At 38.5% G+C, this 26480-nt stretch carries 22 protein-coding genes (1 of these 22 only partly in view); 6 read left to right on the forward strand and 16 right to left on the reverse strand.

Going from position 1 to position 26480, the window contains the following annotated elements; all coding sequences use genetic code 11:
• A protein-coding gene (locus V4B17_RS05635) for a M23 family metallopeptidase (protein ID WP_455479193.1) crosses the window boundary here: on the forward strand, positions 1 to 1341 show its 3' portion. Its footprint begins 666 nt before the window's first position; the window shows 1341 of its 2007 coding nt (coding positions 667-2007); its start codon lies off the left edge, out of view; it ends in the stop codon at positions 1339 to 1341.
• 1053 nt (positions 1342 to 2394) lie between these two features.
• On the opposite strand, the gene V4B17_RS05640 is transcribed toward V4B17_RS05635, so the two are convergent.
• The 3 genes from V4B17_RS05640 to V4B17_RS05650 all read right to left on the reverse strand — a co-directional run bounded on the left by V4B17_RS05640 (position 2395) and on the right by V4B17_RS05650 (position 4812).
• Entirely contained in the window at positions 2395 to 3816 is a 1422-nt protein-coding gene (locus tag V4B17_RS05640; protein WP_455479194.1) for a sensor histidine kinase, read from the reverse strand.
• A 242-nt stretch (positions 3817 to 4058) separates the two neighbouring features.
• A complete protein-coding gene (locus tag V4B17_RS05645; protein ID WP_455479195.1) occupies positions 4059 to 4601 on the reverse strand; it encodes an RNA polymerase sigma factor in 543 nt (180 codons plus the stop codon).
• 7 nt (positions 4602 to 4608) lie between these two features.
• Entirely contained in the window at positions 4609 to 4812 is a 204-nt protein-coding gene (locus tag V4B17_RS05650) for a NepR family anti-sigma factor (RefSeq protein WP_455479196.1), read from the reverse strand.
• A 169-nt stretch (positions 4813 to 4981) separates the two neighbouring features.
• On the opposite strand from V4B17_RS05650, the gene V4B17_RS05655 reads away from it, so the two are divergent.
• The 4 genes from V4B17_RS05655 to V4B17_RS05670 all read left to right on the forward strand — a co-directional run bounded on the left by V4B17_RS05655 (position 4982) and on the right by V4B17_RS05670 (position 7941).
• Complete coding sequence (locus tag V4B17_RS05655) at positions 4982 to 5776, forward strand: response regulator (RefSeq protein WP_455479197.1); 795 nt, start codon at positions 4982 to 4984, stop codon at positions 5774 to 5776.
• 20 nt (positions 5777 to 5796) lie between these two features.
• Entirely contained in the window at positions 5797 to 6810 is a 1014-nt protein-coding gene (locus V4B17_RS05660) for a sensor histidine kinase (RefSeq protein WP_455479198.1), read from the forward strand.
• A gap of 266 nt (positions 6811 to 7076) precedes the next feature.
• Positions 7077 to 7403, forward strand: coding sequence for a hypothetical protein (locus tag V4B17_RS05665; protein ID WP_455479199.1), 327 nt, complete (start codon positions 7077 to 7079; stop codon positions 7401 to 7403).
• A gap of 88 nt (positions 7404 to 7491) precedes the next feature.
• Positions 7492 to 7941: a hypothetical protein gene (locus V4B17_RS05670; RefSeq protein WP_455479200.1), complete on the forward strand. Its 450-nt coding sequence runs from the start codon at positions 7492 to 7494 to the stop codon at positions 7939 to 7941.
• A gap of 44 nt (positions 7942 to 7985) precedes the next feature.
• On the opposite strand, the gene V4B17_RS05675 is transcribed toward V4B17_RS05670, so the two are convergent.
• The gene (locus V4B17_RS05675; protein ID WP_455479201.1) at positions 7986 to 8726 is read right to left on the reverse strand and encodes a DUF4167 domain-containing protein; all 741 of its coding nucleotides are present in this window, start codon (positions 8724 to 8726) and stop codon (positions 7986 to 7988) included.
• Positions 8727 to 11104: 2378 nt separating this feature from the next.
• Positions 11105 to 11548: a hypothetical protein gene (locus V4B17_RS05680; protein WP_455479202.1), complete on the reverse strand. Its 444-nt coding sequence runs from the start codon at positions 11546 to 11548 to the stop codon at positions 11105 to 11107.
• 848 nt (positions 11549 to 12396) lie between these two features.
• On the opposite strand from V4B17_RS05680, the gene V4B17_RS05685 reads away from it, so the two are divergent.
• Complete coding sequence (locus V4B17_RS05685) at positions 12397 to 12921, forward strand: phage capsid family protein (protein WP_455479203.1); 525 nt, start codon at positions 12397 to 12399, stop codon at positions 12919 to 12921.
• Between the two features lie 1407 nt (positions 12922 to 14328).
• Here the strand turns inward: V4B17_RS05685 and V4B17_RS05690 are convergent.
• The 11 genes from V4B17_RS05690 to V4B17_RS05740 form a co-directional block, all read right to left on the reverse strand.
• On the reverse strand, positions 14329 to 14535 hold the full coding sequence (locus V4B17_RS05690; RefSeq protein WP_455479204.1) for a hypothetical protein: 207 nt from the start codon (positions 14533 to 14535) through the stop codon (positions 14329 to 14331).
• A gap of 831 nt (positions 14536 to 15366) precedes the next feature.
• Positions 15367 to 16329 (reverse strand): phage tail protein, encoded by a 963-nt coding sequence (locus V4B17_RS05695; protein ID WP_455479205.1) that lies wholly within the window; start codon positions 16327 to 16329, stop codon positions 15367 to 15369.
• Complete coding sequence (locus V4B17_RS05700; RefSeq protein WP_455479206.1) at positions 16326 to 17465, reverse strand: tail fiber domain-containing protein; 1140 nt, start codon at positions 17463 to 17465, stop codon at positions 16326 to 16328. Before V4B17_RS05700 ends, V4B17_RS05695 begins: the two co-directional genes overlap by 4 nt.
• Complete coding sequence (locus V4B17_RS05705; protein ID WP_455479207.1) at positions 17462 to 17920, reverse strand: hypothetical protein; 459 nt, start codon at positions 17918 to 17920, stop codon at positions 17462 to 17464. Before V4B17_RS05705 ends, V4B17_RS05700 begins: the two co-directional genes overlap by 4 nt.
• A gap of 163 nt (positions 17921 to 18083) precedes the next feature.
• Positions 18084 to 19547 carry a hypothetical protein gene (locus V4B17_RS05710; protein ID WP_455479208.1) on the reverse strand — a complete coding sequence of 488 codons (1464 nt, stop codon included), beginning with the start codon at positions 19545 to 19547 and terminating at the stop codon, positions 18084 to 18086.
• Between the two features lie 187 nt (positions 19548 to 19734).
• Positions 19735 to 20421: a hypothetical protein gene (locus V4B17_RS05715; protein WP_455479209.1), complete on the reverse strand. Its 687-nt coding sequence runs from the start codon at positions 20419 to 20421 to the stop codon at positions 19735 to 19737.
• Positions 20422 to 20522: 101 nt separating this feature from the next.
• Positions 20523 to 21692, reverse strand: a complete 1170-nt coding sequence (locus tag V4B17_RS05720) for a N4-gp56 family major capsid protein (protein ID WP_455479210.1) — start codon at positions 21690 to 21692, stop codon at positions 20523 to 20525.
• A gap of 290 nt (positions 21693 to 21982) precedes the next feature.
• Positions 21983 to 22771 carry a hypothetical protein gene (locus V4B17_RS05725; protein ID WP_455479211.1) on the reverse strand — a complete coding sequence of 263 codons (789 nt, stop codon included), beginning with the start codon at positions 22769 to 22771 and terminating at the stop codon, positions 21983 to 21985.
• A gap of 59 nt (positions 22772 to 22830) precedes the next feature.
• Positions 22831 to 24675, reverse strand: coding sequence for a portal protein (locus V4B17_RS05730; RefSeq protein WP_455479212.1), 1845 nt, complete (start codon positions 24673 to 24675; stop codon positions 22831 to 22833).
• Entirely contained in the window at positions 24676 to 26001 is a 1326-nt protein-coding gene (locus V4B17_RS05735; RefSeq protein ID WP_455479213.1) for a PBSX family phage terminase large subunit, read from the reverse strand.
• 100 nt (positions 26002 to 26101) lie between these two features.
• A complete protein-coding gene (locus V4B17_RS05740) occupies positions 26102 to 26431 on the reverse strand; it encodes a hypothetical protein (RefSeq protein ID WP_455480193.1) in 330 nt (109 codons plus the stop codon).
• Positions 26432 to 26480 lie beyond the last annotated feature (49 nt).

The raw sequence follows: 26480 nt of genomic DNA on the forward strand, positions 1-26480 counted from the left end.
ACCCTTATTGACCCTTTAAAATTAGAAGATGTGTCTTCCACTTCTCAATTTACAGATGCTCCTGACGTTCGCATTGTTCAAGAAAACGTGACGATTTCTCCTCCAAGCCGCCGCATTGATCTCTCTAAAAACTATGCAGAAGATATCATTCCTATTCGTAAAAAGCAAAAGATAGCCGATGCTTTCAAACAGACCAACTATACAAAGAACCAAATTGAACAGGTTATAAGCACTTTAGCGAAATTTAATCATTCTGATATGCTTAAAGACGGAAGCCTGTTACGCATTGGTATTGTTACACAAGCTGGAGAAGAAGATCATCTGGTGCGAGCGAGCATTTATCAAGGAATGCATCATGTTCTTACAATTGCCCTCAATGATAAAGGGCTCTTTGTTGAAAGTGCAGAACCTCAGATGTCACACGCACTGAAAACCGCCTTTCAGAATGGCATTCCGCATTCTAATATCAATACAGCACAATTACCAACAGCTTATGATGCACTCTATAATGCTCTACTCAGCCATAACATATCGCAATCTCTCTCTCAGCGCCTTATTCGTCTTTTTGCTACCAATGTTGATATGAAAAGCCGAATAACACCGACGGATCGGATAGAAATGTTTTATGCTATACCACAACAAAGCGATACAGAAAAAAGCAACAAAGAAGCCCAAAACGGCAAAAATAATCAGGAAACAAAAGAGTTATCCACCAACGCAGATCCTGAAATCCATTATATCAGTGCCACTTTCGGCAATGCAACTTACAAATACTACCGTTATCAATCAAAAAACGGAACTGTTGATTATTATGATTCGGAAGGAAAAAACTCAAAACCTTTCCTGCTCCGCAAACCCACTCCAAATGGCGTTTTTGGTTCCCCCTTTGGACCACGCAAACATCCTATTTTAGGATATGTTCGCATGCATACAGGCGTTGACTGGGTTGCACCAAAAGGATCACCCATTATTGCTGTAGGAGATGGTATTGTCACAAAGATGGGTGTGACAGGTGGCTATGGAAACCATACAGAAATACAACACAGCAATGGATATATCAGCACTTATTCGCACCAAAGCCGTTATGCACCAGGTATCAAACCCGGCGTGAAAGTACGACAAGGGCAAATCATTGGCTATGTAGGAATAACAGGAATAGCAACCGGTCCCCATTGTCATTTTGAAATCATTGTTAATGGCGTAAAAGTTGATCCCATGCGCATTCGTATACCTGACAGTAAAGCTTTAACCAATCAAGACCTGCAAGCATTTTTGCGCGAAAAAAACAATATTGATTCTTATATAAATAGTCCAATAACGCCATCAGAAAATGCTTCTTAAACCATCCTCATATATTTCAAAGCATGCCAACAATCAAAATGCGCAACCATCTCCTCTTGCGTTTTTTCAAAAACAAAGAAATACTTGCAAAAGTCTTACACACCGTTGAACTCTTTATTTAAAGAGATTTTTTGACACAAAAGAGGATTAATGTTGGAAAAATAATTGAAAAAAAATTTCGTATAATTCTTTATAAACATGCGTCTTTTAATTTTCCATAAAAACCAAGAAAAAATGTTTGTATGAAACGTTTTTATTTCATATGTATCTTCCATTTGCAGTATTTTTCCTTTCAGCTTTTGCCCACCAAAGCAACGCTAGATAAAAATAAAAGAGGCTGAAATCCAGCTTAATGCATGCGTGATCTTCTACAGAAATAAAATATTGCCAGCAGTGAAATCCTGGAGAGTTATCTCTCTGAAAAGCGTTTTTGATGATGAGCACATTTAGAAGCTCTGCGCTGTGGTGTGAAAAATCACAATTTTTGCAGTACGTATCGGCGCTTAAACCAGATAAAAGTTCTCATACATTATGGTGATTTGATTAAATACCATTTTTTATTTTTGCTCTGATTTCATTATAGCCCAAGAAAAGAAAGCACCACACCTAAGAGAATAGCATTTCAATACATTGACGTTTTCTCTTGGTATGGTTGCATACTCTTTCCAATTTTTGTGTTTATTCTTTCTTTCGCGTTCGCTTTAAAGATAGCATTTTTACTCTAAAGCAGTGATCAAAAGATAAAGTGCAAAAACAATCCAAAACTGTCTGACAAGCAGCATAACAAATTATATGATCAAAAATTTTTAAAATCTTCTGCAATATCCCTGTATAGACAGCAGAAACATTATTCAAAGGAGATTATTACCTCATCAATGTGCGGAGAAACAATATACATGTTAAATTTTATAATAGAAGAACAAGTAAGCCTAATTTAATTAAGGATTTATGCATGACACGTACTCCCACAGAATTTTTCAAAAGCTGCAGCAATTTATAAAGATATTTGTTACTCTTAACCTTGATAAACAGATGGGATGTTAACATCCCCTTTTAAGAAAGAGCTAATGAATCATTTGTTTTAAGTTTTGGTAAAGGAATTGTTACTTTTGTTCCCCCCAAGGCAGAAGTTTCGAAAACTGGTTTTTCACCAAACTGCATACAAAGTTGTTCGATAACCAAACGGCCAAGACCTGCTTTTTGCTCTGCTGTTTGATGCTTCATACCCACACCATTATCCTCGACAATCAGCATAAATTGTTCATCTTCTTGAGGCTCAAATGAGATATAAATATGACCAGAGCGCTGATCAGGAAAGGCATGTTTTAAGGAATTTGTCAGCAATTCACCAAGAATAATCCCAAGTGTTGTTGCATCTCTTGAAGACAAGCGACACTCTTTAAAGTTCGTGTGAATAGTAATATTTCCGCGCAATTCAAAGGGGACTGCTAATTCAACATCATGCACCACCGAACTGAGAAACTCTGCCAATAAAGTTGTTTCCATATCATCACACAAGCGCAAACGCCGATGTGCCGTGGAGATTGTTTGGATACGGTCTCGTGCAGCGCCAAGAACAGCACGCACCTCTTCATTTTTACTCCGATTTAATTGTAGCCCGAGCAAAGAAGAAACCGTGCCAAGAGAATTTCCAATACGATGGCTTGCATCCTGTAATAACATTTCAACACGTTGCCGTTCTTTCTCAGCATGATTGCGTGCTTTTTCCAATTCTTGCGTCCGTTCTTTCACACGCGCTTCCAAAGCTACATTTTCACTATGAAGCAGCAATTGATACAATTTTAAAGAACGTATATCACGCTGAAAACGATTAATGACAAAATAAGCGGAAATAAAAGTGCTTACCACAGAAACAATTGCTGCCAATGTTAAAGCAGCACGCATAAGCGCTATCCCCTCGCGCTGTTTTTGTCGCACCACATCATCACCATTCATAAAGCTTGTCATCAATTTTGCCAAACGCGCCACTTGAACCTTCGAGACTTCCAGAGATGGAGAAGGTTGAGAGGATTGATCAGGAAGGGTATCAAGAGCAAGCATATGAGCATTCATAAAAGCTTTGCGTGCTTCGACCTCGTTTTTAAAAGCTGTAAACCACTCATACCATTGCGGGTGTGCATAAACAAGAAGCGCCGTATATTCAAGAAGATTGTCAATTTCACGCATTGCATTTTCGAAGCGTGCTTTGTCTTCCGCATTACGAGTCTTCGCATAGCTTCGGTCAGCGACAGCCATATCGATCAAACTAATAAGCACCAAATCAGCTTGTTCGCGCAATTCGGAACTTGTATTCAATTGTGCCACTTCTCGATCGACAGCATTTGAGAGAAGTACAATAAAAATTGCGGCCAAAAGAGCCATAACAAGAGAAACAATAATTGCCATCCAACGCCAGCTTGATATGCTTGAATCAGAAGAAGAACTTTGAGAAAGCAAATTCGTCTTTGTTGTCATAGAATTTCCATCGGCGAACCTGAAAATTGTCATTTTTCAGCATAAAGGAAAGCTCCCTTATAGAGCACAAGGCAAAAATCCTTCTGGGTACTTTCGTACAGGATTTCTTATTTTCTCTCAAAGGATACACAATACCAAACACTCTGAATTTCCTCAGATGCTAAACTTTACTTTAATAGCTATAACGAGAATAAAAAAAACAAGGTTGCCCCCCATAATTATTACGCTTTTTAGCCATTAAATTAACATAATGTGCTTCCGGCGAAATAAGTGTCTGGGCCATAATCAGATTCACCGTTGAGTTTGAGGAGTTCCTGTAAGCGATTACGCGCCCTGCTGACACGGCTTTTAATTGTTCCAACCGCACAACCACAAATAGCCGCAGCATCTTCATAAGAAAAACCCGATGCCCCAATGAGAATAATGGCTTCTCTCTGGTCAGAAGAAAGCATATTTAAGGCTTTTCTGAAATCTTGCAAATCAAGCGACCCATATTGAGCAGGATGAACCGCCACATTTTGGGTAAACACACCATCACTGTCTTGAACTTCTCTTCCTCTTTTGCGCATTTGGCTGTAAAATTCGTTGCGTAAAATCGTAAAAAGCCAAGCTTTGAGATTAGTTCCCATTTCAAAACTGTCTTGTTTAGCCCATGCCTTCATAAGTGTATCTTGAACCAAATCCTCAGCTTTATCGTTCTTGCCACTTAAAGAAACAGCAAAAGCCCGCAGAGCTGGCAGAACCAAAAGCAGTTCCTGTTTAAAGTTTTTCATACTCTCTGCCATGATAGATTCAAGCCTTTTCTACATTGTTTAAGCTAAATTTCTCTGCTCGCTCCAACCTATCCAAAAGTTCCAGCAAACGTACAGGAAGTGCTTCTTCTTGAATTTCCATGTAAAACTGGCGTAATTTCCGTGCTATTTCGCAATTGACTCCGAGAAGATCATCTCCAAATGTGAAATGATTGGTGAGATTTTTTTTATCACGGTCGTTCATTTTTTATCCCCCTAACACATATATTATAAATAGCAGCAACAAAACTTTTCGCCTAATAGTTGTAAATATGATTGTATGAAAAAAGTTCCATATGGAAATAGGAACTTTTTCCTGTCTTGAGGATTTCAATCAATAAAGTGCTTGCAAAAGGTCAAAGGAGTTATAAATCATGTCATTATCCACGCGCATCGCACCACATCTTCCCTACCTTCGGCGTTTTGCCCGTTCTGTTACCGGCAGCCAATCCTCTGGCGATGCTTATGTTTCAGCGATGTTGGAAGCGCTCATTGCAGACATTTCTATTTTTCCAAAAACATCCAGTGACCGCATCGGTACTTATTGGCTTTTTTGCCATCTTTTTGACCAAACCACACCTAATATCCCCGAGCCCCTACCACAATTTGGTATTGAAAAAAAAACCAGTGCCAAATTATCGTATCTCACTCCACGCGCACGCCAAGCATTTTTGTTAATTGCTGTTGAAGGCTTTAACGAACAAGAGGCACGTGAAATCATGTCTCTTGATACCAAAGAATTCCGCAATCTTCTCAACCAAGCATCGACAGATATTTCTCAACAAATAACCACTGAAGTGATGATTATTGAGGATGAGCCTCTCATTGCACTGGATATTGAACAAATGGTAGAAAGTTTAGGTCATCAGGTCGTAGGAATTGCACGCACGCGTGATGAAGCTGTTTTCATGTATCATGAGGAAAAACCACGATTGATTTTAGCTGATATTCAATTAGCCGATAACAGTTCTGGCATTGATGCAGTTAATGACATTTTACAAAATGACCGTATACCGGTAATCTTTATCACTGCGTTTCCTGAAAGGCTCTTAACTGGAGAACGTCCAGAACCAACGTTTTTAGTTACCAAACCCTTTAATCCAGATATGGTAAAAGCGCTTATTTCACAAGCTTTATTTTTTCAAGAGAATGCCTCTAAAGCGTCCTAGAATAGTTTAACATCTTTATCATGATGGTTATGCCTCTTCCAAAACCACCTGTAGATACATCGCATCTTAGCGCTCTCATGCAAGCGATCCGTGGTGCTGGTATTTGTGTTCTCTATCAGACAACAAATCTGGATTATTTATGGGCTGAAAATTTGCCACAACATTTACACAATAAATGGCGGGTTGGATGTCGTGACAATGATTTTTTTTCTCTTGAGCTTGCAGATAATATGGAAACAATTAAATTGCAAGCTTTAGCCACCGGTAAAATGCATACTATTGAAGCACGGTTTGAAGATATAGCCAAACAAACGACTTGGTACAAATTTTCTATTGATTGTCATCGCAATGATAATGGAGACATTATTGGTATTATAACCACCGGTATTGATATTTCAGGATTACGCCGTCGTGAGCAAGTGCTTAAAATACTCCTTCGGGAGGTAAGTCACCGTTCTAAAAATCTTCTCGCCATCATTCAAAGTATTGCCAGCCAAACCGCACGTTACACTGAATCGCTTCAGATTTTTTTACGCAAATTTCAGGGGCGTCTCCATTCTCTTTCTCACTCTCAAGATCTCATTACCGATTCCGATTGGCGCGGTGCCCAATTTCGCGAATTAATACAAACGCAGACATTAGGCTATTTGATAAAAGAAACCAAACGTTTTTCACTTGAAGGTGTAGATCCTTATCTTTTTCCCAATGCTGCTTTGCATATTGGTTTGGCTTTTCATGAGCTCATTGTCAATTCTCTTTCCTTTGGCGCTCTCTCACAAGAAAAGGGAAGCGTTTGTGTACGCTGTGAAATTCATACAAAAATAAATGGAAAAATGGAACTCCTCATCACTTGGAATGAAAACTTTGAAGTGCAAACGCCTCTTTCAAGCAATAACAAAGCCCGTTTTGGCAGCGCTGTCTTAGAAAAAATTGTTCCTGTCTCTGTCAATGGTTCTGCTTCTTTACAATTAACAGAAACAGGGATTATTTATTGCTTGCGTGTTCCTGAAACTTATTTTGATACCTTTTTTTAAAAAAGCGTTCAGAATACCACAATATGAAAAAGCAAAGCACACATCCTGTTTTTCTCATAATATTCATGCAGCATCCATTTTCCTGCAAAAAAACATTTTCTTGCACAAGCAATTTAAATTTAGCCTCTACAATCTGGCTACATCGCAACAAAAACAGCGGAATCGGAACTTGCATCCTCCCAAAAACGTTTATTCATAAAGAATAACGCCATCAGGCTGACAAATCGGGCTCTATGTTGTCAACCTCTTATTTGGAAAATATTTTTATGAATACCCTAATTTTTATCCTCTTGTTGGTTGCATGCACAGATGATTTTAACAATTGCTATTCTAACAAAACAATGGTTGAAACCTTTTCAACAGCTCAAGCATGTGAACAGGCCATGGTACCCTCAACCAAAAAATTTACAGCTTATGGGCAACAAATCTTCGCCCAATGCACAAAGGTACAAGCCAATTTAAATCAACAAGAAGTAAAGTTAATCTGGTACGTAACCAACCGAGGAAATTTTCTGCTTAAAAGCCAAAATATAAATGATAAAGAGTCTAGAGTTTACGAAGAAAATATCTTCCCATTCCATCCCCACTTTTAGGCATTCTCTCTATAAACCTCTTGCATAAAGAACCTTAAAAGCATAAACCCATCAATCTCTAAAAAAACAATCCACGGAAGAGTGTAACATGATGGATCATAAAAAAATTCAGACTTCAAAAGACCATCGCACAGAGCAATATGCACCGCTTGAAGAGCAACCATTAGATCCAGCTGTAGAACGCGTGAAAAAAAAGCTCATGCGTCTCATGATTGTTTCTATTTCAATAACGCTCATTCTTATTCTTGCTGTACTCTTTGGAGTTATTTACAAAATTATGGCACCAAGTTCAGCTTCAAAGAAAACAAACCTTTTTTCTCCGCACAATACAAATCAAGAAGTTATCCACCACACACTTTCCTTACCGAAAAACACACAGATTTTGTCGCAAAGCCTCTCAGAACACAATATTGTACTGAAAATTTTAACACCGGACGGACAGACAAAATTTATGATTTACAATTATCATACCGGTGTATTGACCGCCGTTCTTTCTATTGAAACAACAAAGGACACATTCATCCCCTTACTCCATTAAGAGAACAAGGCTTTCCACAAACACCTAAAACATCACACCTTTCTTTAAACATTTTCCTCTGCTGAAGAGGCCGTCACCCGACGACGCCGTGGTTTTCTTGGAACCTCTTTATTTAATACAGGTAGAGAGGCAACTTTTTCTGTCGGCACACTCTCATTCTGAAAAACTTCTGACGTTGCCCGTAAAATTTCAAAATTTGGCAATTCAAGGGTTTGTTCCTCTTGCGCACACACAATACGTCGCCGTGAAATTCGCCTTGTTTTTTTGACAGGTTCAACACTCTCTTCGACAACAGGTTGCTCTCGAGCGCTTTCTTCATCTGACAAAGCATTCGTTTCCAATGCATCTTCACGCACACAGCCATTTTGTGCCTTAGCATATTTACCATGACCATTTTTTTGCAACGGTGTTTGTGATGAATCTATGTCACAAGCGACAGTATCTTTTTTCTCATCTTCAACGTTCATTTCGCCATATTCTTGCTCATTATTCTCATCACGCCGAGCATTTTGAGATGTTTGTCCAACTGCCGCCAGAATAATACGCAAGTAGTGCTCCGCATGTTGTAGATAATTCTCCGACATAACACGGTCACCAGCACCTTGTGCATCACGCGCAAGACTTATATACTTATCGGCAATTTGCTGAGCATTTCCACGAATCTTAACATCTGGACCGCTGCTTTCATAATTCCGAGACAAGGGGTTAGGACCGCGACGATTATTGTTATTACCATTACTGTTGTTGTTGCGACCGCGTACTCGTCTATTTTGTTGTGGCCTCATCTTTATCCCTTTTTGGAGTGTGTGTGTCCTAATTGATTTTTCTTTATTGCATCATTTTCTGATAACACTGATTATGTTTAAAATACGGTTATCAGACTATCTGCATCCTATTTTACCCAAATGATACCCACTGATATTTTGATACCTATCAATACTTGATATACTGTATATTTTTTGAAAATCACAAAAACATCAGGGAAATCATAATCCTAAAATTCCCCATTCCTCTGTCAAACAGCAGAAACCTAGTCATGTTTACATAAAATGCCAAATATTTTTTTCAAGTAGACCATATTTTACTAAAAAATAACTATCTTGTGGAAAACAAAAAACGAGAACAAGTTACAGAACGCTCCCAACGAACAAACCCTTCTAGAAAACAACAGCAGCTCTCTTTTCTGTCCTAACATCAATGTTTCCAAAAACGCTGATATTCCTTACCCCTTCATGCATCGAACTCACAAGCACTATTCTCCATGAACCCCTGCACAAACATACCCACTCTGTGAACATAGCCTTTCTTCTGTGCTAAAGCAACCCCTTTATAAACGATAATCCACTATTCTCTTACAAAAGCCCTTAACTTTATAAGTAGATTAACAGCAAACATTATTCAAGTCCTATGATCGCTAACCGATCAGTCTTTTTGCCAAAATCCACTAACTGCACCATAAATTTCTGGTTTATTTTCACAAGATCTATGAATAAATTGAATTATTAATTTAGGATAAACGTAATATAAAAGCCAAATATAGAAAGCACTAAGAAGCTATAAGCTTATAAAAGGGGAACGACCAACATGCTTGGCGCATCAAGAATTTCAGAAGTGTCTCAAAAAAATTCGGTGGATTCTTCAATTTTCGTCATGCTTCCTAGCTTGGAAACTTTGTTTGCAAAATGAGCATGGCGTTTTGCACATTTAACCAATAACTTCACGAATAAAGAGAGTTTCTTTTTTTGCACATCTTTGTGATGCCCAACAACAACCAACCAAACAATTTAAAGATGTTGCCATCCCTCTTAGTCGTTTTGGTATATTTTCAACTCCTCTTCTGATAGATCAAAATTATTAACTTTAAGATTATATGAAAATATTGTTGAAGATTTTTTAAAACATCTGGTAATCCGAACGCCCTCTGGCCAAATACCTTCTGACTCAATATTTTCGATAGAAAAACACGAAGCTCTAAACCGCACAAAACAGCAAAAAAAACCAATGGCACGTTTAGAGAAATAATCTGTTAAACAACATTCTTTCTCTATAGCAACCGACAGAACATTTTTTCATTACTGGTGCTGCAAATCATGCACTCTCTAGCCGCTTCACGCCTTGTGTGTACAAAACTTAGCCCCACAACAAAACAACCTCTACCTCACCTACAGCGGCATACATTCTGTTAATATCATTATTGATGTAAAACTGCACAAAACTCTAAAAATTTGTTTTCGCTTTCATTTGCAGAATTCTCTGGCATACCTCACACACTCAATACACTTTATTGTAGAACAACGCAGCACATTTCCACCTATACAGGCGAAAACACTCCTGAGGGCATTTTATTTGAAATGTGCGATTATGTAACCCTTACTACAAACAATTCAATCATCATCGGCATCCTACATTCAATATTTGGGCCGATAATCTAAGCACCCCCCACAGCTGATTTTGATACAAAACCTCTTCTCGTTTTAAGTATAATGGCTTTGACACCTTTTTAGCTGAATATAGAAGTAACATGCTCTACTTGAGACCAAACAGATTAAGGCCAGAAAAACCTCTTAAAAAAACACCACTCCCGACAGCCAAAAAGAAAAGCTGCCGGAAACTCATGGAGCGGTAGCAAGAAGCTCAAAGCCACGAACCTTACTACAGATAGATGTAACAAACACAATACTGCTCTTGCCACCTAACGCGTACGATAAAAAGCACCAAAACAATTGTCTTTATCAATAACAATACGGTATTTTTATGGTTTATACTAAAGCGACTTCCAGAGGAAAAATACACAGCTTCATGACAAGAAAATTAAAGACCTTCATGCAAACTAAATCAAAAATGTGTTTTCACCTATTTCATCCCTCTAAGAAAGATCCCTCATGCAGAAGACAAACAAGGTTCACTATTTGTCTTTTCCTCTTTGTAATGTATTACAACTCATTGTATAAAAAAATTCCAAAAGAGCAGCAAATATTCATTCAACAGTAAAAAAATTTATGCTCACCAAAACACCATAAACATCCAGCTTTACTGAGTGTAAAATATACGCGAACGAATATCAGAGACAATTATGGAAACAATCACCATAAGCCCTCATATTTTATATTCCATTTTGCGTACCATTAAATTTCCATGTAAAAATAATTTTTGAGGTAAAAATTTAAAAGTGATTGCGTACTTTACCTTTTTGGCTCTCTTCTTCATTAAAAAAACAATCTCTTAAAAGAAAGTAATTTCCATCTCCCGGTCGCACCACTGTCATACATTTTTTCTTTATCGTATCGGAAAGTTTATCCCACATATTACGAACAGTAAAATAGGCTTCACTCTCCAAATGAATACAATTCTGATAAACTTCTTTTTTCATATCAGGTATAACGGAAGCAGCAATTTCGTTGCAATATACGCGTAAATCGAAGACTGGAATAACCAGCTCAACGGGAACTTGCTGTACTATTTGTTTTTGAGCAGAAAGGTAGCTGATAATTTTTGCAATAAAAAAACAAAATATCACGATACAAAAAAGCAGCACGAAAATAAAAGCAATTTTACGATATAATTTTTTGAAATAAGCTTTTTGTCTTGCGCGGATTCTTTTTTCCATAAAGACTATATCCTTTAGTATTTGAAGATAGATTTTTACAGCAAAAAACGAGAAAAGTATTAACGCATATAATATATTCGGCTGTAAACTCTCCTTCTCCTTATGTCAAAATACACCTTCTTTTCTGCATCATAAATGTTTTATTTTCTTTGGCGTTTGCAACTCTTGTTGAAAATCCTCTCCTCTATGAAAAGGCTCTAGAGGCATTATCATAAGAGTTTATTGATGTAAAATCCTATACAAGGAATAAAATAGATTTTCTAATCAGAACAAACCAACACATAAACGCCCTCATTTACATCGGTATCATCTCTGTGTTTAAGGGAGCCACTCTCACTTTAACACTCCTGTTATTTTTCGTAACATGAGAAAGAATTTTTTTCTGCCTTCCACATTGTTCCATTAAAATCAATACGAATAAAACGCTTTCTTTTATAGACGCTCATCTTCTCACCAAGAATTCTCTACTAGAACAAAAAACACCTAGAAACTGAATTTTTGTCATTTTATACTTTTTAAGAGAGACGTTTTAAATGAATATAAAAAACATAAAATGCCGGAGCAGCATTGCTGCTCTCTTGGGCGATAAAGCTAAATACAGAATTATCCAAGTGAAAGAGAAAACTAAACAAGAATCTGGAACTACCGTCTCTATTTAACTCACATATTCCAGCGTTAAAGAATGATATTACCACAAAAGACACATAGACAGGAAACAAACAGCCACGCTTGTATGATAAAATGCAAATCGAAAAGCTGATATATTTACTCCAACCGTCCAATAAGTACTGTATGAATGCGCAAGATAATGTCGGATTATTGATTCATATAGCGAATTGCTAAGTCTGATGTTTTTCATCCAAATCTGTGGTTACGCCGCAGACAGTATGAACATGAGTAAACAAAGCCTAAAACTTAAGCCCATCCATTACGGATTTAATAGGCCAACTGCTCGGACCAGTAAACGCATCATACAACCTAATGGAATTTTCAAGAATAAAGATTTAACAGATCCGCAACAACATAATTTCATCCTTAACCTTATCGATCAAACTATTACGCATGCTAAACGTACATATGCCTCAATTCATCCAATACATATCAACAACAAAAAATTCTATGCTCTCTACCTCCACTCCACCAAAGCTACACAGCTACAAAATGACACTAGATTCAATTTTTGGAAAAATATTCAAAATGCAAATGAAAGAATATCACACAACAAAAACAACCATCTTTTTGAAGATATGCTTGGTATATACCGTGATGTTATTTTACGAAAATCTACTTACGTTACCAACGGGATTCATTCAAAAACAACACAGCTATTGCCAATGTGCGCCCTATTATCCTCCTTGGAAGCCAAAGTGTGATCGTGGCTTTTGGCAGAAACTATAAATTTTGAAAACGCTTCAATAAACAGCGAAAAAAATCCACCCCTTATGACTCTCAAAACCATCATGGGCATGAAAAAGACATGCTTCACAAATTCTTATCCCTGTAAGACATACAAGAATTTGTAACAATGGTCATTGCAACCTATACCGTCCATCAATACTGATAGTTTTGATGATATCTGCAATCGCAATTCTTTTTCTTTAGATCCTTCTTAAGGCACAAGAAAAAAACTTTAAACGGAAGCCTCTGTTTTAATTGCATTTCTTCTTACGAAAAAACAACAAAAAGCCATCATAAAATCTATGTTCTCTCTCAAGAGATAAAATTTTCTAATAAGACGCCCCAACTTTTGAGGTGTAAAAAAGGTATCTGATAGAGATAAGAGAAGCAACATGTTATTGGTATGGATTTATGGAAAAGAGAATGATGGCGATAAATTGTTATGCGTACACTATTTTACTCTCTTGAGAAAAGAAAAAACAATGGCATCTTGAGCTCTCAAATCTGCTATAATCACCCCACCATCCGTTCTCAATCATAGAAGTGAACATGACTTTATAAGCATTTGCTCTTGCTTTAGTCTATTTTGGCAATTTAGCCACAAATCTATTCTTTAAGCTTTTTGAAAAACATAGGATAACAAAAAGTCTGTATTCTTCTCTCATAGAAAAAAGCACAAACACAGCAAATTGTGCACCGGTTAAAAACCGCTCAATTCTCTCTTTATAATTTTACACACATTGTGCTCAAATTTTTTACCGCAGAAGTTTGTCTTGAAAAGTCGTCCAAGCCATCCCTTTTCGTACAAGAGAGACCCTAACTAATCTGTGACGAATTGCTTCAATCAATAGGAGCATCACAATATACTTTCCTGTATAAATTCGCCATTATTTCATACACACTAATTCTTTTTTTGAAATTCTTACATTTTTTAGAAAAGTGCAAATGCATTACGGTCTCTAGAATCCGTATCGAAAATGTAAACCAGGAAGGTTTAACCGACATCCGGATTATGCATAGCAGTTTTTTATTCTTTCATGCTCAACAATCTTCCTTACCAAGAAGGTGTTTTTTTGCCATCTACTATTGAACATACTGCTTCCGCTTAGCTTTACCACCCACACCACTTGTTGCCATAATCTTATCGGCAACTAACTTATTTCTTTTTTATAAATTTATAAACTTTAATAATTCTAAGTGCTTATCTTTTCAATCTTTTTGAAGCGTTAAAGCCAGATAAAGCATATCTTTTAATACCAGAAGTTTTTTTCACGCCATTGTCAGTTATTACACTGTTTCTACAGCCATTTATGTCGCTTTCACGACTGTCTGTAGTTATTGTATAAAAATCCTGCTCTGCTTTTATCCTCTTCTTGAACAACTTATTTATTCTTGTTCTTGACAATATCTGTTTTTTTCAATTGTCGTTCCAAAGCATCTAAGCGCTGCGAAATTTTTGTGATACTTTCCTGCATTTGTTTCAACAATGCATTCAAAGGAGCATGGCCCATTCTTCCGCTGGTATAAAGCACCACACGAATATGTTCAGGATCATCGATATCAGCAATAGAAAATGGAAAAAGTGCCATTACATTCCTCTTTTTGACATAGTATAAAACAACGCTATTGATAGATTTCCGTGTATCTTTGCAGATAAATTGTTACACCGTGCAAACCAAACACAAACTGATTAAAAAACTCCAGTACGTTTCAGCAAATGACCTTCTTAAAACGTCTCCTCTTCCTCTCACGAAAAACGCTGCTCTGACAATTTGAAAGCAGCATAAAATGCAAGATTACCTCGCATCATTTGACCGGCCATGGCTTTCTTCATAAGATTTTCTGAGCATGTTCTGAGTCTATTTAAGCAAATGATCTCACAAACAGAAGCATTTTATTGTTCAAGAGATATTTGAATTTATCGGCACACATGCCTCCTACAGATCAACACCATCATACAGCTTGTCAGAGATAAAATCCGTGGAGATTTTTTTGCATACTCTCATTCTTTTGTAAAAGAGGAAGTTCCCCATTATCATGACACTCTTCTGGACCAATTGTTTTTATACAAAGACCAAACATTGCTTCCTAAACAAAGAATATCTGCTTACTGAAAACAAACAACGCCTTTGTTTCCCCCCTTACACATCACAGCAAAAAACGACAAAAAATAAAAAAGCAGATATCACAGTACTGGAAAAATTACACCACGCATCTCACTTTTTTCCGCTCAAAAACATTGAAGAAAAGGAAATAAACCAAATCAAGGAAGCGTTTTCTTCAAATAACAAGCTTTCCCCTCAAGCTTCGTACATGCCATATTCTATAACATTTCATAAGGCACCTTTTCCCGTAGCAGAGATTTTGCAAACAATTTTTACCTCTGTAAGCGTTTTTTACCTCTGTAAGCGTTTTAATTTTCATGTTTTGATAGCATAAACAACCGCCACATTGACGGGACGCGTTTCATCACCGCCTGTTTTTTCCAAAATAACTTTATGCTCATGATCCCCTGCAGGAACCGTCTCCATGTCCCCTGTACCGTTATAGTAGTGCCTAACAAGCCCTGCATGAATATCTACAGCAACGATAGGGAATTTGTCAAGTTTATGCGTATGCTCACCTGTTAAATCTGTTTTCCCTTCATGGCTATGTTCTTTAAAAGACTCTTCTTGCCGACTTCCCAAGAGACGCCCCTTATCAAGCTCTTTTCCATTGTCTAGCCCACGCAAAAACATTCCACGCAAATCGGGAATATTGAATGTTGAAGACCCATCTCCTTTTCCCCATGTTTCACCGATAGCAGCAAAGAGATTTGCATATGTTTTTCGAGAATAATCTTTACCATCGCACAACAGCCAACCTTCAGGTATTTTTTCCATAGCAAAGGTTCCGATAAATCCAGGAGGTGTAGAGCTTTGCGTTGGATTTGTTAAAAACCAACCATCCTCATTTTTCCCGGCAATATCACAAATATAGATGAGCTCATAAATTCCCCCACTTTGAATTTCTCCGCCCTTTAAAGGTACTACACCATTTGGGCTAATAACATAAACAGGCTGTGCAGTCATTTGATTTAAGGAAGCATTCATCATTCCTATATTTTTCTCTTGTGCCCTAAAGCGCACAACAATCCCACTGCTATAATTCTTAAAAGAACATTTTGTAATCAATCGAAGCGATGTTTTATTTTCCTCTTTATCGACAGTAAACTGTGTGTCAATAGCCCCGCCATTATCTAACAAATACTCTTTGACACGCTGCATCATCATACGCGCACTATCATTGACTGAACTTGGAGGCTGTCCCTCGGCCCAGTTTATCATCTCATCTGCATAAGCATTTTCGGATGCGACAAGAGACCAATCATAAATAGAGCTCATAGAATATATCCTTTTTTCAAGAAAGGAAAACGCGCGAAGAAAGAAGAAAAGCAAGCGGCACTTTTCTTTTTATATTCTATTTTTTTCTTCATTTTCACTTTTTCCATTTTCATTCCAATTTTGTCATAATGAACATGCAGTAGCTTTGTTTCTGCATTGACATACACAGCATCGGGATTCAAACGCAACACTTCCTGAGCAAGAACTCCACGATATCGTTGCGGATCTCCTTTATAATTAAATTCATAAAGCGAATAGCCATTTTTTTTACCGACCAGAACAATATTTTCTTTAGCTCTGACATCACAAAGGCCTAAAATTCCTCCCACTAATCCAAGCGCCTGCTGTGCATCGCGCAATGGATCTTTTGTAACAGAAGGCGTGGTTGTGGATTTTATTGATGTTGTTCCGTAATTTCCAGCAGCTTTAGTTCCAATGCCGAGCAACTGTTCTAATCGGTTCCAATCTTGATTATCTTGTTCTGTCCATTTTTGGCGCTCAGCATCTAAAACATTCTGGCTGTTTGTATCTTGGACCATGCCTCCTTTCAAAGCATTGATTTGCGCATTACTTTGTCCCTGATAGAAGTTGTTTGCTGCATTAGTCTGATTATACAATGAATTATCAATAATCTGATTAGCATTCATCATATTACGCACATCTTGGTTATATTGCTGTGCAGTAGCATTTGTTGCCAATGCACCAAGCTCATCTGCAAGCACACCAGTATGTGCGCCAGATCCATATCGCCCAGCTCCAGACATCGATTGATTAACGGCATCAGAAGTTTTATTCAGCGCATTTTGCAACGCAGCATCAAATTTACTATTTCCTCCAATCCAGTCTCCCTGGGCCATACCAAGAAGGTTCGTAGAGCTTTGTGTTGGTGCATTAAGCCACTGTGTCACGGAAGGATTGTTATACTGTCCAGCAGCCTGTCCTAGACCATTTATAGCATTTTGTGTCGCAGTACTAAGATCTGTAACACGCTGTCCCTCATAAACATTTCCGCCAATTCCTTTATCATAAAGATCAAGCGCTTGAGAACTGGCTTGTTTAAAGATATCTTCTGCCCACGCGGGTGGTGCATTTGTTTGTGTTGTTGTTTGCACTTGAGGTTTTGTTTTTCTACTCATGGGTTAAAAACCTTTCTATAATGAATAAGATTACGAGAATATCCGTGATTGCTAAGCATTTTAGCCCATCCAGACCTTCCAAACATATGCATTTCCTCAGCATTTCTTGTCTGTGCCCATTGTTCAATCTTATCGATCACTTTGACCAGTTCCAGCCCTCCTTCCCCGGCAAGATCTGAAATGACAACGCGTTTTTTTCCCGTATGGGTTATTTCAATTTTTGTAATCACAAAGGCACTAAATTGTATTTTATTTTTTAAGACCAACCACAATTGTGCTTGTCCTTTTGCCAATTCTTCAGCAATTATTGCCAAACAGACATCATCGGGAAAACGCTGAGCGTATTTTTCTAATGCGGTATTGAGAGCCTCTTGATAAGGAGCTATTTTTTCCCATGTCCATTGATTTGTAAGGTGAACAGAATAAAGATTTTTTCTTCCCTGTTGCAGTGTCATGGTTTTTCTTTTTTCGGCTTTTTTTCTGTTTTTTTTCAGCCTTCTCACAGCGACCCCCCAGACAATTTTTAGTATTTCCACCACATCTTGCCATCTCATTTGTTTATTACAACGTGAATTTGGTCTCTCTACATAGGCTCTCCTGTTACATATAGCTTAAGCCTCACCGCATGCCGGCAGCATTCAATTTCACATCAAAACCAGCGATATGAGACCAATTCTGCCCCTCTGGAATTCGCAATTTAAAACGATAAAACCGTGCTCTTGCACGGGAATGAATTTGCCCCGTATTATGAGAAGGTTTTTTTTCCGGCAACCAAACCGTTTTCTCTTCTATGGATTGGCGAAAGCGCATTCCCACAGACAAATAAAACTCTCTACTATTCACTTGAGGCATAATATTTTTAACCCTGGTTATCATACCATTTGTCTGTCCCATTTCTTGTGATGTCACCACACAAGCCATAGGCAAACCAGAAAACGAGCCAAGCCTTCCCTGATGATCAAATGCACCGAGAATAGGAGTTTCATTTTTCCACGCTTTACTGTCGAGAGAAAAAGGTAAATCATCAAGGCTCTGAGAAATCTTATCAAGTCCTTCTAAAGTGATTCCAGCCAAAAAAATGGGCATAATTGTTTTGATTTTCACGATAGCTTTTGTCCATTTTTGTAACCCCCAATCATAAATGAGTAAAATGCATTCATCAGAGCTATCATCATTATCAATCATCCAATAAACGCGATTATACACCCCATCAATGGCAGCAAACAAAGTGTATAAATTATTCTGACGAGATTTTGCTGTCATGGTTCGATCTACTTTTTCAAACCCAATGGGTATAATTTGTCCCTCATTGGTCATTTGATAAAATCCACCCTCATCAGAAAAGAAGGCAAGATCACCGCGACAAACGATAGATTCAGCGTTTTTTGCGCCGCGTTTATCATGGATTTTTTGAAAACTGAAAATAATCTTGGAACCAGGGATAAAAGAACCTGCATATATTGCAGACCGCATAAAGATAATTGGATTTGTTGTTTCGGTTGCGCCTTGCACAAAACCGCCATCGGGAAAATCTTGATAATCACAGCTTTTTTTCCCAACGGTCCAAAATTCTGCATCGTTCAATCCTGACCAATGAACACGTCTTGGATATTCGGTCAATTTCATCAAACAAACGAAATCTCCCCATACACGAACAAGTCCTGCTTGTGGTGGATTTCCTCCTAAATCTCTAAATTTTTTATCATGATTAATATCGATTACTTGAGGTTTATCATTGGCGTTAACAGCAATAACATAATCGCCAAATAAAGCAAAAGACCATGGAGCATCGACATTAGCGAGATAAAATTTTCCCTTGCGGCTAATATCTTTCCACTGCATTGTCGTATTATCGAGAAGGTAAATTTTTTGTTCCGTACCAACAATGACAAACACGCCATTTTTTGTTTTAACAGCAAAAGCCCCCAAAAGTATACCAGGACAAGGATCTGTCAAAGGTTCAAAGCTAGGCATAGGAATATATGATCCATCAGCCGGTAACACATTGATGAGTTCATCGGTAAAAATGCCATTAATGTTAGCAACATCGGGCCGATAATCAGCGATTGGGAAAAAAGCCATTGAGAAACCCCATTAGCAAAATATTTGAAAAGCCTCTATCGTATTTCAAATCGAAAAGGCTTATTTTAAACTACGAAAGCCCTTGAGATAAAACTCTGTAACAAAGGCATAAAGCTCAAATTATAGAAAAAACAAACACATTGATGTGTTTACACGTAAGAAGCCACCAGCATCAACCAAAGGCTCTTTAAAACTGCATTGGCAAAATATTTGAAGAACCTTTTCGGCGCGATGTTTCCAATCGCAAAGCTTGGAGCTGTTCTTGATAATCTCTAAAAGAAACAGCCGCATATTCAGGATCTTTGAGAATATTTTTGTGAAGCTCATATTTTGCACGTGCTTTAATAAGATCAAATGCATGAATAAACCAAGGATTATCCTCCTCCATCATTTGTTCATCTCCCGAACAAAGAGGAGTATGAAAAATGCGCACAGTTTCAACCTGTTTTGGTGTTGGAAATAGTCCTATTTTTTGATTACGGTAAGTATAAAAGATGGGTGTTCCTTGTACAGGATGTAATCCATATTGCTTTTGCAATGCCTCTACAGATTTAAAAAGCAATGGTGTTTGTGTTGCATAATTTGTTCCTAAAATGACGCGCTCCAAAGCTTTTTCTGATTCAATAAAAACGCCTTCTTCTTGACCATACCATGTTTTTTTTGGTTGTGTTTTAAAACTCATTTTCCTTTTTTCACTAAAGAAAAATGGTTCTCGTTCACATAAACGCAAAGCGGCAAAAATGGAATCTCGAATTTGCACAGAATATTCATCTGTTGTGTCATCAATTTCATCTTGAATAAGCGCGACCATAGAAGCGAAAATTTTAGAATGATCTGCGTGCGGGAGATTGTTGTCTGTAGGCAAAATGGTCATGAGCAGTCATAATCCTTTTATGTATGCAACATTTTATGCATCTCCCCCCAAGCAGATTTTTCTGTTTTAGGGGAAGCATTTGCATGTCTTCACGAATACCTTTAAGCAGGTGCTCCATAAGTTGGAATCACGATGGTAGCAAAATCCTGGATCCCTTGTGCGCTTCCTGGCAAATTGAAGCATGTTTTTTTCATACCGATAATTGTTTTTGCTGCAACACCAAACTCTCGTTCATAATCGAACAACTCTTCCACCAATTTATAACGTGTAGCGCCGCGGTTTTTTCCAAAAGCAATAACAGCGCTTTGTGCCCCTAGCAAAACGGCACGACGCACATTTGACACTGCTTTATTTGTTGGACCTGACTCGACATCTTCAGCAACATTTTTTGGCGCTGCTTTACTTGTTGAACCTGACTCAACACCTTCAGTAACATGTTCAGCCTCACGCAAAACAACACCATTATACATACCCAAAGAACCATCATAAAGTGGGTTTTTAAGACGGTTTCCACTGTAGATTGCCTTCGTAATGTCGAGCCATTGTCCGGCATCTGTATTTGTTCGCAATTGCGTAACCTGTGTTGGATGTAGATAAAGCACATAAACATTTTCCCCATCGACACGTACAGGTCTAATTTTGGGATTTGCCAGCTTAGCGCGTTCAACAGCTTTATCAATCAACTTAAGATTGAAGACATCATTTTCTTTCAAGTCTTCATCTTTTGTTTTTCCATTAGGACGCACAACGCGTTTATCGGTTGGTGCAGTTGGATCATTAAACCCGTAATGAACAGGTTTAAGGGTTATCGTGCGTCCTTCAAAGTTAATGGTTTTTGCGGTATATCCGCAAACTTGAATGAAGAACATCATACTAAGACGATCCGCATACCAATCAACCAAGCCATTTTTGGCTTCGGTACGCAAATCATGCAGAATACGCTGTTGATCAATAGTCCCTTCATTCTTAACACGCACCGCATGAACAAGTTCATTGATAGTCAAGCGATCATGAAGGAATTGGAGAGCTTCTTCATTGCCCTCAAGTTCCTGTCCTTCACTTACTCCATCACCGAGCAACTGGACGCGTAAATTAAAGCTAATCGCATCCCCACTTGCTTTCGTGGTTTCCTCTTTTAATTGTATGATACTATTTGAATCATTCCCGATCAACGGTGCAATAGGAATTGCTTTTGAAACTTCCTGGTTCAATAGTTTAGACCATGTGCGCACTGCCATTGGGTCATTCAGTCCGATATGAGTTACGGTCATTTTATCCTCTAAAAGTTAGTTGACATAAAAAAAACCGGTAAAGTCCCGGTTGTTAACATTCCACATCACTTATTTTCCGATGGTGGATCATGTGTTTTATTTTTTGTATAATTTTTGTTGAAAGTCTATTTCTCCCCCCTTGCGAAATTCCCTCATCGCATTTCCCCCTCGCCTCACATAGCCATCCCGAAAACTCTCAACGCATGTGCTTCAAAAGTTCTCAATATATTCGCCTTAAATACAGCCAATACATCACCCTCAAAAGTTTCCTGGCCACGTATTTGCACTCTTTAAGCTTCCCTACCTCCCATTAGGCGATTAAAAGCAGCCTTGTTTTTTGGCTCACTAACCCAATTACTAAATTCTCTCTCCGACATTTTATCGAGCATATCCAAAGAAAGAGACCCCTTTGTAGTCAAACCGTTATGAGCTGCAAGTGTACGTGCAGAATTTTGCATTTTCTGCAAATTTTCACCCTCATATTTTGAGGTATTATTTGAAATATTTGTGTAGCCAATTTTTTGCGCAATAGAATAGATCACCTCTGCAGGATTTTGTTTTTTCTTCGCACAATCACGCAATATTTGCTTTAATTCATTACCAATTATCGTGTCCACAACCTTTGGATCTGCCATTTCAGGATATAGCGAAGCATAAGCGGCCAACTGCTTTGCCCGTGTATCATAAATAAAATCGGCGGCTTCATCAAAATCATGATGCTTTTGTTTAACACTAACAACGGATTGCTGATAAAAATTCTGCAACTGTTGTACTTCAGAACTTTGTGCAGGTGCTTGTTTAGAGAGCAACGCCTCCTGTTTGTGTAGTGCTTTTCCCAACCATTGTATATAACCCATAAAATCTTTTTTCGGATCTGGTGGTACATCACTTTCGAGTTCCTTTTGAATATCTTTTTCCGGCATGTCTTCTTGCAATGACTGCTGTTGTTGATATCCATTTTGCTCACCTTGAAAATTTTCTCCCAGTTCGCTTTTTCTGTCTTCTTCCTGTTGAGTTCCTGAAATCTCCCCCTGTTTCAATTGGCTTTGTTCTTCTGGCGTTAAATGTTCTTGATCCATACTGTTAGCCTTCTCTTTTTCAAACAATAAAATAATATTTTTTCAAATGAATCAGTTTATTATTGCGCATTTTCTCTCTGCAAAAGAGCTTGCACCATCTGTTCTACTCCAGCATTACTCCCAAGGATTTCTCCACCCTGGCCACTATTTTGCAAATGATGGCTTTTCTCGTCTAAAGTTTGAGTTTGCGATTTGATAGCAATTTTATGGATAAGCGATGCTGGCAAAGGTGAATAGCGTAAAAGATCGAGCATAATCTCAGGTGTTGTGAAACTCTGCATCAAAGGTAGCAATTGCATAATAACAGCAAATGTGCGTTCTTTTTCATTGAGACTTGTTGGAGCATCATCGACAACAATATCATATTCCAAACTAGTGATAACTTCCCTTGTTAGCGGCACATATTGGGCATTTTCCTCACCAGCAATACGCACCAATCGTCCATCAGAAAGATAATTTTGAATAAGATAGAGAATAATTTTCCCCTGTCGTTGTCGATATCGACGCAAACCATCAAAGAAAGAAGCCAACAAATTGAGTGACGACTGTCTGCGTTGTTCTTCGAGTATTCCTGGTTGATTTACGGCTCTTGTTCCAATAAATTCTGAAGACAACCCGGTCACTTGTTCGAGTGCGCTCTTTGCTTCATTAAACAGATGGAAAAATCCTTGTGGAAATTGTGCAACGGGTTTAGGCTGAATTCTACCTCCAGAGACTGCACCACTTTTAAGCCAAGTAATACTATCGGCCCTCGCCCAACTTTCTGTTGCTTGTCGATCATCATCGAAGGCGTCGCGTTCAGCCATGATTCCGCCTTTTGACTGGCTATTTAGCAAATGCATCACTTGACTAAAATATTTATTTGCCCATCGTTGCGGATCTTTTGTTGGTTTCACAATACCATAAAATTGTCTGCTTAATTTATCAAAAGTGCCAGTAATACACTCCCATCCCAATTGATTAGATGGTACCAAAGGCTTATCAGGAGCATCGAGCAATTTTTTTCCCAAAAAGGCACGTTTGACAATTTTTCTAGTCATCCTCGTTGCTTTTATTTCAGGAAACTCTTTCTTTAATTTTTGGAAATCTTTCTCAGAATAATTGATAAATTTTCCGCTTAATGGATCGATGACTTTATAAACAGGTTCACGCTCGAACCATCGGCATTCAGCCAATGTGACCATTTTAGGCCGTTGATAACTTCCATCTTCCTCAACATTTCCACGATATTTTTGCATATCGCTGCTGTTTGTTTTGTGAAAAAATGTATGATTTTCAACCCAATCTGCATTAAGATCGGCCCAATGGACATGAGGAAACATTTCCTGAGCAAAGTTCAGTGGTTTTTCATCAATATACCACACATGCTGCGCATCGATAAGATTAGGCTTCACCGCACTAGCATCCCAGACCATTTTCATAGGATCTAATCGTGCAATAACGGGTTTTCCTTGTGGATCTTCTTCATAATCGAGACGTGTATCTGTCCACCCCATTCCACAAATTATAGCATCTTGAAAGGCATCAGAATCTTCATACTCTCCTCCTGCTTCATCGCGAAACCATTCGGCTGCTCCTGTGAGGATCTGGTTTGCAAATGCTGCACCTTCTTGACGTGGAATAAATTGCACTTGTCGTTTGTTATTGCGCTCCGTACCGATCACAGCATTAATCAATGGAGCAATCCGATTAAAGGTCATCACTGGTCTATTTTGTTCACGCAACACAGCAAGATCTTGCTCATTCCATTGCCTCCCATTATAAAAATCGTAGTCTTCTTGGGCATTTTTTCGCCACTGCTCGACATGTGCAATATCATCCTGATACCAACCAACGAGTTTTTTAAAGAGTGCTTGGTTTTCGATCGTCTCTAAGGGATCACAAGAATTTGTAAAAATATTCATTTAGAAAGCCATCCATGAAGTTTGAGAATGGTGAGAAAAACGATAAGCCTTTTTTTTAGGCCTTACATGTGGCTGTTCATAAGCCACACACATGAGTCCGAAACTGTCTGCACCATGACTTGCCCAATCATGTTCTGCGCCCAGTCCGATATTACGTTGTTCATCACGTTTTTCGTGATACCAAGCAAGCGCTTTTCGCCCCACTTGCGTTGTTTCACGGTTAAACCATATAGCAGGAAACAATCGCCTTACGGCTTCAATACGCATTTTGACCGCTCCCATCCCTTGATTAGGTATCACTTTGGTTTGAAATCCAGCCTGTTGTAGAGCACTTTCAAAACTGACATTATAAACCCGATCTTTTGTAGCGCCATCATGTGGCAAGACCATCAATGCCTTTTGATATCCCCTTTGAAACACCCACCCCACATGTTCCGATAGAGGTTGTCCTTGAGCTTCATAATAATCAAGCACGCGAATTTCACGCCCAACAAATTGTGCCACCCACAAAGCTGTCGCATCAGCCTTTGCCCCTGTTCCGCCGATATCCCAAAAAATTCTGATCTGCATCAACGGATCACGTGGCACATTGGTAATACGCCCTTCCTGCTCTGCTTCCAGCAGTGCTTTTTGGTAATAAGCACCTTGAACAGCTTGCATATATTCACCTTCCCAAATATGATTATACTGTTCAGGTCGCTGTGCTAAATCCGCCTTGCGATCTCGATTGAGTTTTTCAGGGAATTGAGGATTATCACGCCAATTGATTTCCACGCCTTTGATGTTTGGATCGTCGACATTTCGGAAACGTTTTTCCACGGGTGCATTTTCACGACAAGGGTTCCATGTCACCCATAATTCGGCATTCCAATCTTTTCCTTCTTCACGCAGCGTTGGAATAAGTGTTTGCCAAGCAGTTTCGGTCACGGGCTCCGCCTCATCCACCCAGCATAAAAAAACGCGTCCCATTGATTTAATGCTTGCGATATTGCGATCAAGTCCAGCGAAAACATATACAATACGTCCATCTTTTGACTTAATATACTTATCGCCCACTTCATAATAGTCCTGTAGAAAAGGATAAGCTTCAATTGCGCGTTTAATTTCCTCCAACGAACTTTCATTGAGCGAATTTTGAAATTGCCGTGCACACAGAATAATTCCACGTTCTCCAGCCTTTCCATGTCGATATCCGATCACAGAAGACATAAGGGCAAAAGAACGTGTTTTCCCAGACCCTCGTCCTCCCCAAGCAGCACGCACATCAGCCTTTCCAGTAAAAACAGGAAGCAGCTTTGGAATAAGAGCAATTTGCGCAGTTTTCATGAATCCTCAAGCACAATGATCTTTCAAAAAACAGCACGCTTTAAAAATAGCGATCCTAAAGCGCCACAATCTTGAAAAATCTCACCAAGCATCAAAATCCTCAAGCATCACGATCTTCAGTTTCCCGCTCTAAAGACACCGCATCCTTTGCCCTTACCGGCACAATCTCAACACGTGAAACTGCTGTAACATCGCCTCCTGTTTCTCCCATCACCTGCAGAGGCAACACCTTAGCCAGAAGTGAAAAAAAAGGTACAGGATTATTCAGTGCATGATATTCAAGATAAGATACCAACCCATCCTTACCATAGTGATATCCAGCTTGCTCAGCAGCTGTAAGAAGGGCTTCATTAAACCGCTTTGTTGTTTTATTCAAAGCACCTTTTGGACGACCTCTTCGGCGTAAAGGAAGGCGACGTTCATCTGCCATCATGATGTTCCTTTAAATAAAGAAAAGCACATCCCACAACAAAAAAAGC

This window comes from Bartonella sp. B23, from assembly GCF_053793815.1.